This window comes from Blautia faecicola (assembly GCF_004123145.1).
Lineage (GTDB): Bacteria > Bacillota > Clostridia > Lachnospirales > Lachnospiraceae > Oliverpabstia > Oliverpabstia faecicola.
In genome coordinates, this window is the sequence record NZ_SDKC01000001.1 from 3,572,714 (window position 1) to 3,589,629 (window position 16,916).

A 16,916-nucleotide genomic window follows, 5' to 3' on the forward strand; every position below is an offset into this window, starting at 1 on the left:
TCATTATTGCGTTATTATATTATAATAGGTACAGCACTTTTTGTTGTTTTTTGTGGAAGTTCGTCGCATCATGGCATAGATACATATGTTTTTACATTCGACTGATATCTATTTTACTGATTATTTATATCTTTTACACATACGATTTCCATATAAAACGGTGCCCCGACAGACGGTATCAAGAATGTATCTGCCTTTCTTAAACGATCTGAAAACTTTACCCGCTAACCCAACACAGGATTTTTTCCTGTGCACAATTTCATTATGCTTACATCTGCAAATACAAAAGGAGTTTTATGGTTTTTTCAAGCTTATTTTTTGTTTTTTTCTTTCTGGCATTAAATCTGATCGCCTATCATTTTGCTGATGGTATTAAGCGGAAAAATATGGTTCTCCTCGGTTTTTCTCTTGTATTTTACGCCTGGGGCGGGCCAAAATATCTTCTGCTTCTGCTCAGCATGGTCTTCGCATCCTGGATTTTTGCTTTGCTGATTGATCAGTACCGTGAATCCGGACGAAGTAAACTCTTTCTGATCTGTGACTGTGTATTTATGTTAGGTCTGCTTTGTATTTTCAAATACCTGACCTTCTTTTCATCCATCACGAACACGATTTTTCATTTTCCGAAAGAGATCCCGCAGATTGCTCTGCCGATCGGTATTTCTTTCTACACTTTCCAGCTTCTCTCTTACGTCATTGACGTATACCGCGAGGAAGTGGAGCCGCAGCGCAAATTTGTAAATCTGCTGCTGTATGCTTCTCTGTTTCATCAGTGTATCGCCGGACCGATCGTCCGTTATCAGCTGGTAGCCGATGAAATTGAAAACCGTAAAGTGAAAATGGATGAGTTATACAAGGGTATCAAGCGTTTTACCATCGGTCTTGCCAAAAAAGCAATTCTGGCAAACGGTTGTGCAACGGTTGCAGATACTCTGGTTCCTACACTTGCAAGTGACATTGCCGAGATTCCGGCAGCCGGTCTGTGGATTGGTATGTTGTTCTATGCATTGCAGATTTATCTTGATTTTTCCGCCTATTCCGACATGGCAATCGGTATGGGACTTATGGTTGGTTTTCACTACGATGAAAACTTTAATTACCCTTACATCTCCGGTTCCATCAAAGAATTCTGGAACAGATGGCATATTTCCCTCGGAACTTTCTTCCGTGATTATGTCTATATTCCACTCGGCGGAAACCGGAAAGGTGCCCGCAGACGTACCATCAACCTTCTGATTGTCTGGAGTCTTACCGGATTCTGGCACGGAGCAAGCTGGAACTTCATTTTCTGGGGACTGTACTTCTTCCTGTTTATCTACATGGAGAACACCTTCCTTCTGGAAAAACTTTCCCACCTTCCGCGTTTTGTAAGCCATCTGTATGCCATGATCGTGGTTTACTTCGGCTGGGTATTGTTCCGTTGCGAATCCCTGGGTAATCTGGGAACGATCCTGAAAGGAATGTTTGGTCTGAACCACAACGGTTTTATCGATCTTTCGACCTCCGTTCTTTTCCAGAACAATCTGTATCTGCTGATTTTCTGTATTATCGCTTCCACACCGTTACTGAAAAATATCGGCACTTATATCAAACGCCTTGACCTTGTGCATTATCGGATTCCTTATCTGACCTACGCATACGAGATCGTAATACCTCCTGTATTGCTGATTCTCTCACTCCTGGCACTGGTCGGAAACAGTTACAATCCGTTTTTATATTTCCAGTTTTAAAGGATCTGTCTGAACATGAATACTAATAAAAAAGAAAAATTTATTCTCAAAAATAATGCTGTCCATAAGCGATTCTGGCAGATCGGGATCCGAACCTTTTTCGTTTTCCTTTTTGTGATCGCTTTTCTCGGACTTCTGCTTCCCCTCCGCCCGAAGGAATCGGAGCTGGAAAAGCGTGAACTTTCCAAATTCCCGAAACCAACCGTTTCCACGGTACTAAACGGAGAATTTTTCTCCGATATCAGTACCTGGTACGCCGATACGTTTCCATTCCGGGAAACTCTGATGAGCGCCAATGCAAAGATGAAAAAACTGTATGGCATTACCACACAGGAAATCTACGGTGATGCTGCTCAGGGTGATGAGATTCCGGATGCCGATGCCGAGATGGAGACCACACCGACACCTGAGGTCACTCCGGAAGAAGAGGAGGACCTTCCGGAGGAAGATGGAACTATCCATGCGGAACCGGAAAAACTGGGTAAGATCTATATTGCCGATAACCGCGGTTTTGAACTTTACGGCTTCAGCCGGGCCGGTGCCGACGCCTACATCAATATGATGAATTCTGCTGCTGCTCAGTTAAAAGATATCGCCACTGTATACGATATTCTGGTTCCTACCAGTATCGCCGTCAATGTCGATGAAGAAAACCAGCAGAAAGTCGGTTCTAACAGTCAGGAAGACACTTTCGCTTACGTCAACGGTCATCTGGACGCTTCCATCAACCAGGTAGGCGTTCTGGATACCTTAAAGAAGCACAACAGCGAATACCTGTACTTTAAGACCGACCACCACTGGACCGCTGACGGTGCTTATTACGCTTACAGGGAACTGATGAAAGCCAAGGGTATGACAGCCTCTGCGCTGACAGATTATACCAGAACCGAATATCCGGGATTTATCGGTTCCTTCTACCAGTACAGTAACCAGTCCGACACCCTGAAAAATAATCCGGATACAGTCGTTGCCTATACACCGACCTGCAATGATCTGACCTATACCGATACCGACGGTAATCAGAAAACAGGTCATGTAGTTTCTGATGCAACCCAGTATTCGGAAGGTAACAAATATCTCTGCTTCATCTGTGGTGACCAGCCATACGAACGTATTGATAACCCGAATATCACCGACGGATCCTCCTGCGTTGTCATCAAAGAGTCTTACGGTAATGCTTTCGTACCGTTCCTGGTCAACAGTTACCAGACCGTACACGTTGTCGACTACCGTTACTTCAGCGGCAACCTGATCGATCTTGTAAAAGAAAACGGCATTCAGGATGTTATCTATGTTAATAACGCAAATGCACTGATTGAAAGTGCAGCTAAAAATATGACCCGTATCATCAGTTAAAAAAAAAAGAAACCGGGCTGTTCCTCATCGGAAACAGTTCGGTTTCTTTTTTTCATTTTATTCTTTTTTACAACTATTTCTCTTCCTCTGTCAGCGTCAAAAACGCATCGATCAGATCTTTCACATTCATCTTGTTGACTAGTCCATAATTGCCATCCTGATCTTCCATCACATAGAAACTGGAATCTCTCGGCGTATAGGAGATCGTGATTTCACTTCCATCTGTTCCGTAATAGGAAAGTGTAAGTTCCGCGTCGCCTTTGTTTGTATTTTCTTCCAGACGGCTCTGGCATGTCATACCTGCCGCTGCCCGGTAGAATGCGTTGAAAGCATCACTGTCTGCTTCCTGATCATTCACATAGTAAGTGGTCACGGTCTTTGTCTCTTCTTCGTCTGCGTCCTCGCTGTCCGCATCTGCATCAGCTTCTGTGTCTTTGCTCTCATCCTTCTCCACTTTTTCTTCTGTCACAACCCGTTTCAGCGTATAAGTGGTTCCCTGATAGGTCACATCCAGATGATCCAGATCACTGATCGTCATCGAATCAATCGATGTTTTCCAGTAATCAAATGCTTTTCCGTTCAGTAATGTATCCAGAGATGCCTGGGAAATTCCGTGAAGTTCACTGGAATCGCCCAGTCTCACGTAATAATTTCCATCGGTTTCATTGACATTTCCCACATACAGAACCAGTTCTTTGTCCACTGTCTGTGTGGTCGTTTCACTGGAATCTTCTGTATCGTCCGTATTTGCCTCAGAATCGCTTTCTGTGTCGTCTGTAGAATCTGCTTCCACTTCTTCGGTATAATCGACTGTGAGGGTCATTTTCGGCTTCTCAAGGCCATACACAGCCCAGTCTTTGCAGTTGTAGTCGTAATATCCGGCAAAGGAAATACCGGCGACGGTGCTCTGCAGTGTTCCCGCCTGTGTGGAATCCGCTTCCTGTTTGTCTTTATCGCTTCCCTCTACATACCAGCCAGTCGATGATTTTCCATTATTGGTCAGCGTATAGGAATTGCTGTCTTTTTCCACCGCAATCTTGCTGATCGTGGAGGAAGTGATCGTCGGATAGTCCTCACTCTCCGCATAGTTATACAGCCCGCCGGAAAATGCATTTCCAAGATCCGTACCTGTGGTATACACCGTTGAGGTGTCATCGTTCAGGCAGATATAGGTGTTGCCGGTGGAACTGTTTTTATCACCGACGGTAATCTTTTCTGTACTTCCGTCTGTTTTGACAACCTCGATCACATTGACCGGATCGTCCAGACCGTATTCTTCCGGATCCTCCACATCCGTCAGGGTACGGTCCGCTTTGATCGATGCCAGATAGGATACTGCGCTGTCTACTTTCGAAGCATCCACCGGAAAGTCCTCCTGACCTTCCAGCGTCCAGCTGTCTTCACCCTTTTGGAAGGTGAGGGTCTGATCCCCCGCCTCAAAGGTTAATGTACTGATATCGTCACTGGCGATTGCCGCCGCTTCTTCCTGCGCGGTCTCTTCTTCCGTTGTCTTTCCCTCACTGCTGTTCACTTTTAACAGTGCAACATAGCACACGATCAGCACACACAGAAGGACAACACCCGCAAGGATTACAAATAAGCCCCTTTTTTTCTTCATTACTGTTTTCTCCTCTTAAACCAGATCAAGGTACCGATCAGCAGGAATGCCACCGGGATCACACCGCACACGATGATGCTCCAGTATGCCGCATCAAACTGCGGAACGGTCAGATAGCTCATGGTCAGGCTCTTGCTCGTCACATCGATGACCGGTGCATCATTTTCACACATCCAGCCCAGCGCTGCCAGCACCAGATCCGTATTGCCCCCGGATACCTGCTGGTCGGTAGCCTCGTCGAGAAGGCTTGCACAGCCGAAATATACCAGCTGTGTGGTATTGTCATCGTCCACCTGCTCGGTTACAGAAACACCAACCTGGAAGCTGCCTTCTTCATCGCCGTCCTCTTTCTCATAGGTGGACATATTCTGTACATCTTTCTTGGTATACGCTTTATCGGATGTTGATAACAGAGGAGTAATTTCCAGCGTATCACGGTAATCGCTCAGTGTTTTTACCGGCTGTGAGATCGGCGCCAGCACATAGCGGTTGTTACTCTTAATGTCTGAGGTAATATCCGAACTGTCAATGGTCGGAACAATATAATACGGTCTCTGCATGATGTAATGACCGGTATCTCCCTCCATGATCACACCGTCTCCGGTAGTCACACCGTAATTTTCCAGTACGCTCTTCAGGTTCGGCATATCTGTTCCGGTATATTCCGTGAAAATCATCACTTTTCCGCCGGCTTCCATGTAGGTAATGATCTTCTGTGCTTCTTCTTCCGAGAGATCTTTCTGCGGCGCTGCGATCAGCAGGCATCCGGTATCTTCCGGAACCGCATCCTGTGTCAGCAGATTCAGGCTCTGTACATCGTAATTTGCTTTCTCCAGACTGTCGGTCAGGCTGCTGTTCAGATCCAGTTCTTCATGACCTTCCAGCGTGTAGATCACCGGCAGATTCTCGGAAGTCACATAAGAGATCGCACTGTCGATCTGACCTTCCCCGTCAAATCCTGTCGTATTGGTCTGATAGGTCGTATAATCCACCTGTGTTTCGTACAGATCGCTGTAGTTGATGACTTTACTCTTGTCCCCGGCAACCACAATCAGGCTGTTATCGGACACATCATCGCTCGTATACTGAGAAGTAAAGTTCGGATATAACACCGGATCTTTTTTCTCTACGGTGATATGTTTGGACTCCTCTTTGTATTTCGTCAGCATTTTTTCCAGTATGGAGTCTTCATTTCCGGACTGTACGATATGGTAGATCGTAATATCCGTATCCAGATTTTTCAGGTAACTTACCGTCTCATCTGAGATGGTATACAGTTTCTGGGTACTTACATCCACCTGCGTGTATTTCTCGGGAATCTGTCCCACGATCAGGTTCACAACAACCAGAACCGCGATCACGATCGCAGTCACCGCCATGCTGTAAGAACCGTTTTTCAGCGATTTTTTATTGATGCTTCCCATTTCCTTGATGGTACTTCCCGCTGATTTTAATTTCTTTTTGATATTGATTTTCATTCTTCCAGCCTCCTAATTCCATCTTCTCTTGGTAATGGTCTGAACCGTAAGAACCAGGAAAATAATGATCACAGACAGGAAATATACCACTCCCTGCAGGTCCAGAATACCGTTTGTAAAGTTATCAAAGTGACTGGTAATATTGAAAACATCCAGGAATTTCTGAATGCTTCCCTCAAACAGTGTGGATTTTACCATATAGGTGATGGCAAGCGCCGCTTCCCCTGCGATACCGATAACCGCTGCAATCCACAGGTTCTGGATCATATGGTAAATCCATACAGCAGCCAGCAGAACCAGGATCATATAGCAGGTCAGAGACGCCATGGAGCTGTCCGGAATCAGGGATCCGATACCGGTGATCATGTAGCAGATAAACAGCACGATAAAGGTTACAACTGCTGCAATGACCGGATTTTCCGTAACAGATGACCAGAAGATTCCGACTGCGATCTGAGCAAATCCGAGAAGGGCAAATCCAAGCACTGCCGTATATGCCATCGCATAGGATACCGTGCCGTATTTTCCCATGATCAGCGGATACAGACAGATGATCAGCAGCGGGATCACATAAACGGTAGATACTGCCAGGAACTTGCCGGTAACGATCTCACCAACCGATACCGGAGCTGTCAAAAGCAGCTGATCGGTCTTCTGTTTGCGTTCTTCTGCGATGGTTTTCATCGTCAGAATCGGCACCAGGATCAGGAACATAACGGTAATGGCACTTAAGGTGTTGCCAAATAACGGGTATGCATTCTGCAGGTTATAGGCGGTAAAATAGATGCCTTCCAGAAGCAGAATGAAAAATATAAATACATATCCGATCATAGAGGTCAGATAACTTTTTACTTCTTTCTTATAAATCGCTTTCATCGTGAGCCTCCTGTTCTGTTTCATTCTCTTTTTCCACGTCTGTACCGGTTTCATCTTCCGGTACGGACTCCGGTTCGGTGTCCTGTTCGTCCGTAACAGGGGCTGTTTCGTTTTGTGTCAGTTCGAGGAAGATGTCTTCGAGAGATACTTTCGTAAACTGCATATTCAGGATCGGCATTTTTGCATCTGCCATCATATAAAACAGTTTTTCACGGATATCCGTCTTTTCTTCTGTTGTGATCACCATACTCACTGTTTTTTCGTTTTCTTCCGCTTTCCACTCTATTTTTTGAATTTCTTCTACTCCGCGCAACAGATTTTTAACGTCCTGTTTTTCTCCTTTTACAGTAAGTTCCAGGGTGTTGCTTCCCAGTGAATGATTCATCAGGTTTTCTGTGGTATCACTTGCAACCAGTTTTCCGTGGTTGATGATCATGATGTAATCACAGACAGCACTTACTTCTGACAGAATATGAGAACTTAATATAATGGTGTGTTCTTCGCTGAGTTTCTTGATCAGTTCACGGATCTCGATGATCTGTTTCGGATCGAGTCCTACGGTTGGCTCATCCAGAATGATGATCTCTGGATATCCGAGGATCGCCTGGGCAAGTCCTACTCGCTGTTTGTATCCTTTGGACAGGTTTTTGATCAGGCGGTTTGCCATCGCGGTGATGCCTGTCAGTTCCATAACCTGTTCGATCTGGGTTTCTCTTTCGTTTTTCGGGATTTTTTTGAGTTCTGCCGCGAATTTCAGGTATTCAGCTACCGTCATATCGAAGTACAGCGGAGGCTGTTCCGGCAGGTATCCGATGCATTTTTTTGCGGCTTCCGGCTCTTCCAGAATGTTATGTCCGTCGATCAGGATTTCGCCGGATGTAGACGCGATGTAGCCGGTCATAATGTTCATGGTTGTGGATTTTCCGGCGCCGTTGGGACCTAAGAAGCCGTAGATCTGGCCTTTTTCCACGTGAAATGACAGGTGATCGACAGCAGTGTGATCACCGTATTTCTTTACTAAATTCTTCACTTCTATCACAATTTGTTACCTCCTTTATTGGTATTATTTTATAGAGAAAGTGTGATGAAGTTTCGAAATGTTTGTGTTTTCTTTGTGAAATATGTGTGACTTTGATTACCCGAACGCTTCCGGACTCACGCTCCTCCCCACGCGACCGGGTCTGCGCTCGGTTTGAGGGGGAGGTGAATAGTCGGACGCTCAGATCCCTCGTATCTTCCCCATATGGCCGGGTCTGCGCTCGGTTTGAGCCTGTAGTCTCAAACTCGTGCTCGACAAGCGGCTCATCTGGGGAAGATACGAGGGATCTGAGCTGGGTATTCAAAGCTGAAGAGGAGGTGTGTGGGGAACGTTATTGGCTGATATTTATGGGAACTGTTGGGGACGGCGATTTTTGGCTTTTTGACTGGAGAATATGTCTGAAAATGTAAGAGTCAAAATGTGTAGCGTGGTGTAGACGGAACGTTACGGGGTGACATTTATGGCCTATATTCAGAGTTGATATTTTAAAATCATTTTCGAAAGAATAGCTTATATGATTTGTGTGATTTTTAGATGCGCGTAGTAGAAGAATGTTCATGGGAGTGATTTTTCTCTGGTCTGTTTTCAGATTCGTATGCCGGACACTTTATATCTGTTCTCTGTCTTTATTTTTCATAGTTTTTCAGATTCAATCGCAGGTTATGTCTTATTTTAGTTTTCAATTTTATGATATATAACTTTTTTATTTTCTTCCACCAATTTCTAATGATCTTATTTTTACTCTCCTCGTATTTTCCCTATATTGGCGTTTTTACTATGTGATCCGATATTGTTTGTTGACTTGTGCAAAGAAACCCCGTTTTGAGCCGTTTTTCGGCTTCTCACGGGGTTTTCTTGTGTTGATGTGTTATTTGATTGGTTCTTTGGATGGTAAACCGGCTTTTCTTGGGAATTTTTTGCCGGTTGGTTTGGTTTTTCGGATGACTACGAAGGATCTTTCCATGTCGGTATCTGCCAGCTGGAATTTTTCGGTTTTTTCCAGGCTGCCGCCGAGGATTTTGATAGCGGTTTGGGCTTCGGTCAGTTCCTCCTGGATTCTGCCGGACTTGTACGGGATGAAGTAACCGCCTGTTTTTACATAGGGCAGGCAGTATTCGGATAGCGTACTCAGGTTGGCTACAGCGCGTGAGACACACAGATCGAACTGTTCTCTGTAGTCTGCCTGACGGGCGTAGTCTTCGGCTCTTCCGTGGATAGCGCGGATTCCTGTGAGACCGAGGGTTTCAATGACGGTGTTCAGGAATTTGACGCGCTTGTTCAGGGAGTCGAGAAGGACGATCTCCTGATCCGGAAAAGCGATTTTTAACGGTATGCCGGGAAATCCGGCGCCTGTTCCAAGATCCAGGATTTTCATCGGTTTGCTGTAATCACACACTTTGACAGACGCTACGCTGTCCAGGAAGTGTTTGGTGATGACTTCTTCGTATTCGGTGATGGCCGTCAGATTCATCACTTTGTTCCATTCCACCAGAAGTTCATAGTAGGTCAGAAACTGTTCGATCTGTTTTTCATTTAATGTGATCTCCAGCTCGGCAAGTCCTTTTTCAAACCATGTGGTATCGTATTGAGCCATGCTTGTTCCTTTCTTTTCTTATCGTAACTGTCCAGTACATTCACAGTTTCTACCTGCTGAATAGTTACTTCTTATCTTACATTTTTTTTCATATTTCTTTCATCTGCGTTAGAGCGTGTTTGAAAAAGGCTTTTCGTGAGCTGCGAGTCCCAGTTTGTGGGAGATTTTATCCGAATGAGGGCGGCGTAGCGGGCTACGGCAACCGAATGAGGGTAAAATATACCGCAAAGTGGGGCTTGCAGATTGCGGAAATGATTTTTCAGACACGCTCTAAGGTAGGCGGCAGCAGAAACTTCTGCTGCCACACATATATCTCATTTTACGCGCGATGACTTTCCAGATATACCAGCAGCACCGATACATCCGCCGGAGATACCCCTGCGATACGGGAGGCCTGGCCGATGCTTACCGGGCGGTACAGTTTTAATTTCTGTACGGCCTCGATGCGCAGACTCTTGACCTGATCATAATCCATATCTTCCGGGATCTTTTTGCTTTCCAGTTTTTTGAACTGTTCCACCTGTTTTAACTGACGGGTGATATATCCATCATACTTGATGTTGATATTGACCTGTTCCCGGATGTCATAGCGGAGTTCCGGACGGTTTTTATCAATTGGTGCCAGCACTTCGTAGTTCAGTTCCGGGCGGCGGATCAGCTCGCCCAGTGTGGAGCCGGAGGTCAACGGGGTACTTCCATACTGTTCTAGAAGTTCCTGTACCGGTTTGGATGCTCCCACATTGACATGTTCCACACGCTCGATCTCTTCTTTGATCAGCCGTTCTTTCTCAAGAATATCCTGATACTGTTCCTCGCTGATCAGTCCGACGCGGTAGCCTTTTTCGCGGAGCCGCAGATCCGCGTTATCCTGACGGAGCAGCAGACGATACTCGGCGCGGCTTGTCATCATACGATATGGCTCATGGTTTTCTTTTGTTACCAGATCGTCGATCAATACTCCGATATAAGCTTCGGATCGATCAAGTACCAGTAGTTCCTCACCTTTGACTTTCAATGCCGCGTTGATACCCGCGATCAGCCCCTGCGCAGCTGCCTCTTCATAGCCTGAACTTCCGTTAAACTGTCCGCCGCTGAACAGATTTTTGATATTTTTAAATTCCAGTGTCGGCATCAGCTGTCTTGGGTTGATGCAGTCGTACTCGATCGCGTAGGCATTGCGCACGATCTTTGCGTGTTCCAGTCCCGGTACGGAGTGATACATCTCATGCTGGACATCCTCTGGCAGGGAGCTGGACATACCGCCGACATACATTTCATTCGTGTTCAGCCCTTCCGGTTCGATAAATACCTGATGTCTGGATTTATCTGCAAATCTTACCACTTTGTCCTCGATCGACGGACAGTACCGCGGACCGGTTCCCTCGATCATACCGGAATACAGCGGGGAACGATCCAGATTTTCCCGGATGATCTCATGGGTTTTCTCGTTGGTATAGGTCAGCCAACAGGATACCTGATCGATCTGGACGCTTTCCGGGTCAGTGGAGAAAGAAAACGGAACGACTCTCTCGTCTCCCTTCTGCTCTTCCATCTTTGAAAAATCGATCGACCGTTTGTCGATACGCGCCGGTGTTCCGGTCTTGAAACGGAACATCTCCACACCGTTCGCCTTCAGGGAATCTGTCAGATAATTGGCTGCCTGCAGTCCGTTCGGACCGGTATAATTGCTGACATCTCCGTAGATGCATCTCGCCTTCAGGTAGGTTCCGGTACACAGTACCACTGCCTTTGCATAATAGGTCGCACCGGAGTACGTCTTTACGCCTTTGACCGTACCGTCTTCCACGATCAGTTCCGTCACTTCCGCCTGTTTGATCGTCAGATGCGGCGTATTTTCCAGCACCTGGCGCATGGTATTGCTGTAATTTTTCTTATCCGCCTGGGCACGCAGGGAATGGACTGCAGGTCCTTTGGATTTGTTTAACATCTTGGACTGGATAAAGGTCTTATCGATGACCTTTCCCATCTCTCCGCCCAGCGCATCGATCTCTTTTACCAGATGCCCCTTGGAGCTTCCTCCGATATTCGGGTTACACGGCATCATCGCGATGCTGTCCACACTGACGGTAAATACCATAGTTTCAAGCCCCAGTCTGGCTGCTGCCAGTGATGCCTCGCAGCCGGCGTGTCCGGCTCCGATAACGGCGACATCTATATATTCCACCAGTTTGTTCATTTCTTTCTCCTTCTGCCACTCTTACTTGCCGGTACAGAACTTGCTGAAGATCTCATTGACCAGATCCTCTCCAACCGACTCTCCCACAATCCTTCCAAGCGCCTCATATGCGTTCATAAGATCGATAGAGAAGAAATCTTCCGGCATCTCCATGGCAATGCTGTTTTCCACCATCGTAAGGCTCTGATACGCTTCCTCAAGCGCCGTCTTATGGCGGACATTCGTAATATATACTTCATCGTTAAAGGACAATTCTCCTGCAAAAAACATCGATTTGATCTGTTCTTCGAGAAGTTCTACACCCTGCTCCTGTCTTGCGGAGATCGCGAGCACCGGCATATCCGTGCGCGCTTCCAGCATCTCTTTTGTCACCACCGGAGTCAGGTCGCTCTTGTTTAACAGAATGATCGCTTTTTTATCCCGGAGAATCTCCAGAATTTCCTCATCATTTTCATCTAACGGAATGGAGGAATCCACGACATATAATACCAGATCCGCGTCTTTTGCGTAAGCTCTGGCTCTCTCCACGCCGATTTTTTCCACCACATCTTCCGTTGCCCGGATTCCCGCCGTATCCATCATCCGAAGGGAGATTCCCTGTAAAACGATTGTCTCCTCAAGGACATCTCTCGTCGTTCCGGCGATATCCGTGACGATCGCCTTTTCCTCTCCGACCAGATAATTTAACAGAGAAGATTTTCCCGCGTTCGGTTTTCCCACGATCACGGTCCGGATACCTTCCCGTATCATCTTTCCTTCGTCAAAAGAGTCCGCCAGACGACGGATCTTCTTCTTTTCCTCTTCTACCGTCTGCGCGAGTTTTTCGCTGTACCCGTCCAGACTGATATGTTCCGGATCATCCAGCGCCGATTCAATATACGCGATATGATACAGGATACTGCTTCGGATCTCTTTGATGGACGTTAAGACAGAGCCTTTCAGCTGGCTTAACGAGCTTTTTAGTGCGTATTCATTCTTCGCCTGGATCACATCGATCACCGCCTCTGCCTGAGACAGATCGATCCTTCCGTTTAAGAAGGCACGCTTGGTAAATTCTCCCGGTTCCGCCGGTCTTGCACCCGCATGGATCACGGCTTCGAGTACCTTTTTCATGGCAAGAACGCCGCCGTGGCAGTCGATCTCCACCGTATCTTCTCCGGTATAACTTCTCGGTCCTTTCATGATCATCACCAGGACTTCATCGATCATGGTATCGTTGTCATAGATAAATCCGTAATGGATCGTATGGCTTTCGGCTTCTTTTATCTTCTTTTTTCCGCCTTTTGAGCGGTATACTTTGCTGATGATCTCCATGCTATCGTCACCGCTGATACGGATAATGCCGATTCCTGAAGCACTCATCGCTGTGGCAATTGCCGCAATCGTATCTCCTGTCATCTCTGTCTTACTCCTTAAAACAGGAAAAGATGCTACTCACACCCCGTGAAATAACATCTTTTCCATTCAACAACTTATTTACCTTTATAAACAACTACGACATGACGGTAAGGTTCATTGCCCTCACTGTATGTTTCCACGTACTTGTTTCCCTGCAGTGCAGAATGGATGATTCTTCTCTCATAAGGATTCATTGGTTCTAACACTACCGGCTTTCTTGTTTTACGCACTTTGAAAGCAATGTTTTTTGCCAGGTTTTCCAGCGTGTCTTTTCTGCGGCTTCTGTAGTTTTCGGTATCTACTTTCACTCTGACATAATCCTGCTGCTCTTTGTTGACAACCAGGCTGGTCAGATACTGCAGAGAATCCAGTGTCTGTCCTCTCTTACCGATCAGGATACCCATATCCTCGCCGGCAAAATCGATTTCCAGGCAATCGGCGGTCTTATCATAGTTCATGGTAATCTCCACCGGAAGTTCCATTGCACCAAATACGCCGGTCAGGAATTTTTCTGCATCCTGTTTCATCTGCTGTACCTGTTCTTCGGTACGGACAACCGGTTTTCTCGGTTCCGGCTTCGGCTGTGCTTCTTTTGCCACCGGTTTTACTTCCTTATTTTCTGTCTGCGGTTTGGCAGCAGTCTCTTTTTTCGGCTCTCTTACCGGTTTGGCTTCTTTTTTTACTTCTTTTCTGAATTCTTTTTTGGGTTCTTTCTTTTCTTCCTTAACAGGGGCTTTCTTTTCCTTTTTCTCTTCTTTTGCAAGCTCTTTTAAGATGTCGAATTCTTCTTCCTGCACCTTTTTACGAACTTTGATCACGGCAGGTTTGCTGCCGATAAATCCCAAGAAACCGGAAGTACCCTCCTGGACAACCTGAATCTCTAAGTTATCACTGGAAGTCTCGAACTCCAGACAAGCCTTTGTAATGGCTTCATCGACGGTTTTCGCAGTAATCTCTTTGAATTCCATAGCCCTTTCTCCCCCTATTTCTTCTTCGCGTTCTTTTCGTCAAACTGTTTTACCATGTTCGCCCTGGCAGCCAGACTGCCCGGTTTTACATTGGCGTTATTATAATATTCCGTTGCTTTCTTTCTCTGTGCAGCTTTTTCTTCCTGACTCAGACCGGATGTTTTATCAGGTGCCTGAATGTTTCGTGCATTCATTCTTGCCTGCTGGTTGATCTGCTGTGCAGACACACCTCTTTTTTCCATCTTTTTCTTCATCTTTTCCTGATTCCGGCGAACCAGGTCTTCCATATCCATCTGCTCCATCTTACGGTTGATCACCAGCTGCTGGATACAACGGATCACAGCACCGATTACCCAGTAAATACCGATACCTACCGGGAAAGAGAAACAGAATACGGCAGACATGATCGGCATGAACGTATTCATGCTCTTCATAGAAGCTTCCATTGCACTCGGTTCACTGTTCGGAGCCTGCTTTGGCTGCGGCATCAGTTTGTAGTTCATCCACTGTGTCAGCCATGCAAGGATCGGAACCATGGCAGCGGAAAATACCAGAAGGTATCCTGCTGCTCCGCCCTGTGCCATACCGCTTTTGATAATAGCCAGCGGGGTATCTGAGATATTCAGGTTCAGGAACGTATTCATATGGCTGGTCTGCTGCGCTACTTTATCGAACAGATCGGAAAATCCGCTGAAATCGCTGATTTGTGAGAATTTTTCCATCTGTGACGGGGACAGTTTGTACAGAAAATCAATCGTTGTTGTCTTGGTAAATTCTGTATTGGCTGAGATTCCGGTCATTGTTATCTTGTTGTCGGTTAAGAACTGGCTGATGATACTGCCAAATCCATCGACAGACATGATCTTTGCGGTCAGTCCGGTAAATACGTTTCTTACTCCGGTGATATATCCCGGAATATGGTAGATTACCTGGTACAGAGCCAGCAGAACCGGCATCTGAACCAACAGCTGTACGCAGCTTCCTGTTGGAGATACACCATATTTCTGATATACAGCACTGATCTCCTCATTCTGCTTCATCATAGAATCCTGGTCTTTTTTACCATTGTATTTCTTCTGGATTTTCTGGATCTCCGGCTGCATCACAGCGTTCAATTTGGAGAATTTCTGCTGTTTGATCTGCAACGGAGTCATCAGAAGATATACAACCAGTGTAAATAAAATAATGGACAGACCGATGTTTGTGATACCGATCAGTTCCAGACCGCTGTAGATCACATTGATCATCCATCCCAGAATCTCACTTACCCATCCGATAATAGGCATCGAAACCTTCGTCATTACGATATTCAATTATGTTTCCTCCTTAAATGTAATTCCCATTACATCAGTCTACGGAACCGGATCCACTCCGCCTTTGGAGAACGGGTTACACCGTAAGATCCTCCATATGGCTAAAAGAGAGCCCTTAAACGCTCCGTATTTTTCAATTGCCTCCAGTCCGTACTGCGAACAGGACGGAAAATAGGGACACTTGGTACTCTTTAAAGGGGAAATATATTTCTGGTAGAATCTGATTCCTTTAATCAATATTGCTTTCATGTTCTTCCTTCTCTACAAGGTGATGTAACCTGCCAAGGTGTAGGAATGCACTCTCAATCTCACGAAACGTTCTCTCTTTTGCACTCACGCGGGCTACCACAACAATATCAAACCCTCTACGAAATACATCCTCATGCAGCCGGTAACTTTCTCTTACCAGTCTGCAGAGCCGGTGGCGCACTACACTGTTGCCCACTTTTTTACTGACGGAGATTCCGATTCTGTTTTTCCCCAGCTGATTCTCTTTCGCATACATGACTAAATACTTATTTACATAAGATGTTCCTGTTTTATATACCAGCTGAAAATCTCTGTTCTTTTTTAAGCTCTCTGCATCTTTATATTTCATAGAAATTCCTTACCTTTAAAGAAAAATTTTTTAAAATCTTTTAGATAGAAGAAAAGACCACAATGTATGCGGTCTTATGTCTTATGCTGATAAGCTTTTTCTTCCTTTTAATCTTCTGGCAGCCAGAACTTTTCTGCCACCTTTTGTGCTCATTCTTGCTCTGAATCCGTGAACTTTTGCTCTGGATCTTTTTTTCGGCTGAAATGTCATTTTCATATCTAAGGCACCTCCTTTAATATCCGTTATTCGGTTATAATCGTCTTTTCATGTATGTCAGAAAACATCGTTTCAATTATATTCATAAATAAATGGCAAGTCAAGTCAAATCGCGGTTTTTTCCTGATTTTTTTCATTTTTTTCTTAAAATCCGGCTCCCGGGATCATCCGCGCTCCGCCGATTTCCGTGCTCCCGATAGCAGACCGAATCCCCCCTTTTTCGGTTACGCACATCTTTGCACAGCCTGTACACATGGTTTACGTAAGTTATCCACCGGATGTGGATAACTTGTGGATAAGTGGTGTATATGATGTGTATACATTTTGGACAATTCCCATAATTCCCTGTTTTTCCGCATTTTTCGATGTGTATAACTCCTGCTGCCTTTTTATTTATCCACGGGACAAGTATTTTACCTCCGTTTTTTTATCGACTTATCCACATTTTGTCGTTGCTAAAATCCACATTTTATTATAAGATATGGTAGAGAAAGTAGCTCGTTCTATCAGCTGCCTTGCACTTATGGAGGAAATC

15 protein-coding genes and 1 pseudogene are annotated in these 16,916 nt (G+C 45.5%); 3 read left to right on the plus strand and 13 right to left on the minus strand.

All coding sequences use genetic code 11. From position 1 onward, the window contains the following. Positions 1-296: 296 nt before the first annotated feature. Both ETP43_RS16165 and ETP43_RS16170 read left to right on the plus strand, forming a co-directional pair. Complete coding sequence (locus ETP43_RS16165) at positions 297-1,730, plus strand: MBOAT family O-acyltransferase (RefSeq protein WP_129259333.1); 1,434 nt, start codon at positions 297-299, stop codon at positions 1,728-1,730. A 15-nt stretch (positions 1,731-1,745) separates the two neighbouring features. Beyond that, complete coding sequence (locus ETP43_RS16170; protein WP_129259334.1) at positions 1,746-3,086, plus strand: DHHW family protein; 1,341 nt, start codon at positions 1,746-1,748, stop codon at positions 3,084-3,086. A gap of 73 nt (positions 3,087-3,159) precedes the next feature. Here ETP43_RS16170 and ETP43_RS16175 read toward each other — a convergent pair whose 3' ends face one another. From ETP43_RS16175 to ETP43_RS18710, 6 genes are all read right to left on the minus strand, one after another. Next, positions 3,160-4,704, minus strand: coding sequence for a DUF4340 domain-containing protein (locus tag ETP43_RS16175; RefSeq protein ID WP_129259336.1), 1,545 nt, complete (start codon positions 4,702-4,704; stop codon positions 3,160-3,162). Further along, complete coding sequence (locus tag ETP43_RS16180; protein ID WP_129259337.1) at positions 4,704-6,182, minus strand: GldG family protein; 1,479 nt, start codon at positions 6,180-6,182, stop codon at positions 4,704-4,706. Before ETP43_RS16180 ends, ETP43_RS16175 begins: the two co-directional genes overlap by 1 nt. A 12-nt stretch (positions 6,183-6,194) precedes the next feature. Further along, entirely contained in the window at positions 6,195-7,058 is an 864-nt protein-coding gene (locus ETP43_RS16185) for an ABC transporter permease (protein ID WP_022399178.1), read from the minus strand. Further along, the gene (locus ETP43_RS16190) at positions 7,042-8,097 is read right to left on the minus strand and encodes an ABC transporter ATP-binding protein (RefSeq protein WP_129259339.1); all 1,056 of its coding nucleotides are present in this window, start codon (positions 8,095-8,097) and stop codon (positions 7,042-7,044) included. Before ETP43_RS16190 ends, ETP43_RS16185 begins: the two co-directional genes overlap by 17 nt. An 868-nt stretch (positions 8,098-8,965) precedes the next feature. Next, a complete protein-coding gene (gene rsmG / locus ETP43_RS16195; protein ID WP_118619846.1) occupies positions 8,966-9,691 on the minus strand; it encodes a 16S rRNA (guanine(527)-N(7))-methyltransferase RsmG in 726 nt (241 codons plus the stop codon). Positions 9,692-9,762: 71 nt separating this feature from the next. Further along, positions 9,763-9,933, minus strand: coding sequence for a DUF6783 domain-containing protein (locus ETP43_RS18710; RefSeq protein WP_334295547.1), 171 nt, complete (start codon positions 9,931-9,933; stop codon positions 9,763-9,765). Here ETP43_RS18710 and ETP43_RS18715 point away from each other — a divergent pair. Further along, positions 9,871-10,023: pseudogene (locus tag ETP43_RS18715) on the plus strand (DUF6783 domain-containing protein); the annotation flags it as partial. The gene ETP43_RS18710 and the pseudogene ETP43_RS18715 sit on opposite strands and share 63 nt — an antisense overlap. On the opposite strand, the gene mnmG reads toward ETP43_RS18715, so the two are convergent. The 7 genes from mnmG to rpmH form a co-directional block, all read right to left on the minus strand. Continuing rightward, complete coding sequence (mnmG, locus tag ETP43_RS16205) at positions 10,011-11,888, minus strand: tRNA uridine-5-carboxymethylaminomethyl(34) synthesis enzyme MnmG (RefSeq protein WP_129259341.1); 1,878 nt, start codon at positions 11,886-11,888, stop codon at positions 10,011-10,013. The pseudogene ETP43_RS18715 and the gene mnmG sit on opposite strands and share 13 nt — an antisense overlap. A gap of 21 nt (positions 11,889-11,909) precedes the next feature. Beyond that, positions 11,910-13,286: a tRNA uridine-5-carboxymethylaminomethyl(34) synthesis GTPase MnmE gene (mnmE, locus tag ETP43_RS16210; protein ID WP_129259343.1), complete on the minus strand. Its 1,377-nt coding sequence runs from the start codon at positions 13,284-13,286 to the stop codon at positions 11,910-11,912. A 74-nt stretch (positions 13,287-13,360) separates the two neighbouring features. Further along, positions 13,361-14,254, minus strand: coding sequence for an RNA-binding cell elongation regulator Jag/EloR (gene jag / locus ETP43_RS16215; protein WP_129259345.1), 894 nt, complete (start codon positions 14,252-14,254; stop codon positions 13,361-13,363). A 14-nt stretch (positions 14,255-14,268) separates the two neighbouring features. Then, positions 14,269-15,567 carry a YidC/Oxa1 family membrane protein insertase gene (locus ETP43_RS16220; protein ID WP_243114322.1) on the minus strand — a complete coding sequence of 433 codons (1,299 nt, stop codon included), beginning with the start codon at positions 15,565-15,567 and terminating at the stop codon, positions 14,269-14,271. A gap of 39 nt (positions 15,568-15,606) precedes the next feature. Then, positions 15,607-15,816 (minus strand): membrane protein insertion efficiency factor YidD, encoded by a 210-nt coding sequence (gene yidD, locus ETP43_RS16225; RefSeq protein ID WP_118619854.1) that lies wholly within the window; start codon positions 15,814-15,816, stop codon positions 15,607-15,609. Continuing rightward, the gene (gene rnpA / locus ETP43_RS16230; RefSeq protein WP_022398558.1) at positions 15,797-16,165 is read right to left on the minus strand and encodes a ribonuclease P protein component; all 369 of its coding nucleotides are present in this window, start codon (positions 16,163-16,165) and stop codon (positions 15,797-15,799) included. Before rnpA ends, yidD begins: the two co-directional genes overlap by 20 nt. Positions 16,166-16,246: 81 nt before the next feature. Beyond that, positions 16,247-16,381: a 50S ribosomal protein L34 gene (gene rpmH, locus ETP43_RS16235; protein ID WP_022171424.1), complete on the minus strand. Its 135-nt coding sequence runs from the start codon at positions 16,379-16,381 to the stop codon at positions 16,247-16,249. Between the last annotated feature and the right edge of the window lie 535 nt (positions 16,382-16,916).

Coding starts and splice junctions, on each gene's coding strand:
- ETP43_RS16165 (WP_129259333.1), top strand. CDS start 297: ATGGTTTTTTCAAGCTTATTTTTTGTTTTTTTCTTTCTGGCATTAAAT.
- ETP43_RS16170 (WP_129259334.1), top strand. CDS start 1,746: ATGAATACTAATAAAAAAGAAAAATTTATTCTCAAAAATAATGCTGTC.
- ETP43_RS16175 (WP_129259336.1), bottom strand. CDS start 4,704: ATGAAGAAAAAAAGGGGCTTATTTGTAATCCTTGCGGGTGTTGTCCTT.
- ETP43_RS16180 (WP_129259337.1), bottom strand. CDS start 6,182: ATGAAAATCAATATCAAAAAGAAATTAAAATCAGCGGGAAGTACCATC.
- ETP43_RS16185 (WP_022399178.1), bottom strand. CDS start 7,058: ATGAAAGCGATTTATAAGAAAGAAGTAAAAAGTTATCTGACCTCTATG.
- rsmG (WP_118619846.1), bottom strand. CDS start 9,691: ATGGCTCAATACGATACCACATGGTTTGAAAAAGGACTTGCCGAGCTG.
- mnmG (WP_129259341.1), bottom strand. CDS start 11,888: ATGAACAAACTGGTGGAATATATAGATGTCGCCGTTATCGGAGCCGGA.
- mnmE (WP_129259343.1), bottom strand. CDS start 13,286: ATGACAGGAGATACGATTGCGGCAATTGCCACAGCGATGAGTGCTTCA.
- jag (WP_129259345.1), bottom strand. CDS start 14,254: ATGGAATTCAAAGAGATTACTGCGAAAACCGTCGATGAAGCCATTACA.
- yidD (WP_118619854.1), bottom strand. CDS start 15,816: ATGAAAGCAATATTGATTAAAGGAATCAGATTCTACCAGAAATATATT.
- rnpA (WP_022398558.1), bottom strand. CDS start 16,165: ATGAAATATAAAGATGCAGAGAGCTTAAAAAAGAACAGAGATTTTCAG.
- rpmH (WP_022171424.1), bottom strand. CDS start 16,381: ATGAAAATGACATTTCAGCCGAAAAAAAGATCCAGAGCAAAAGTTCAC.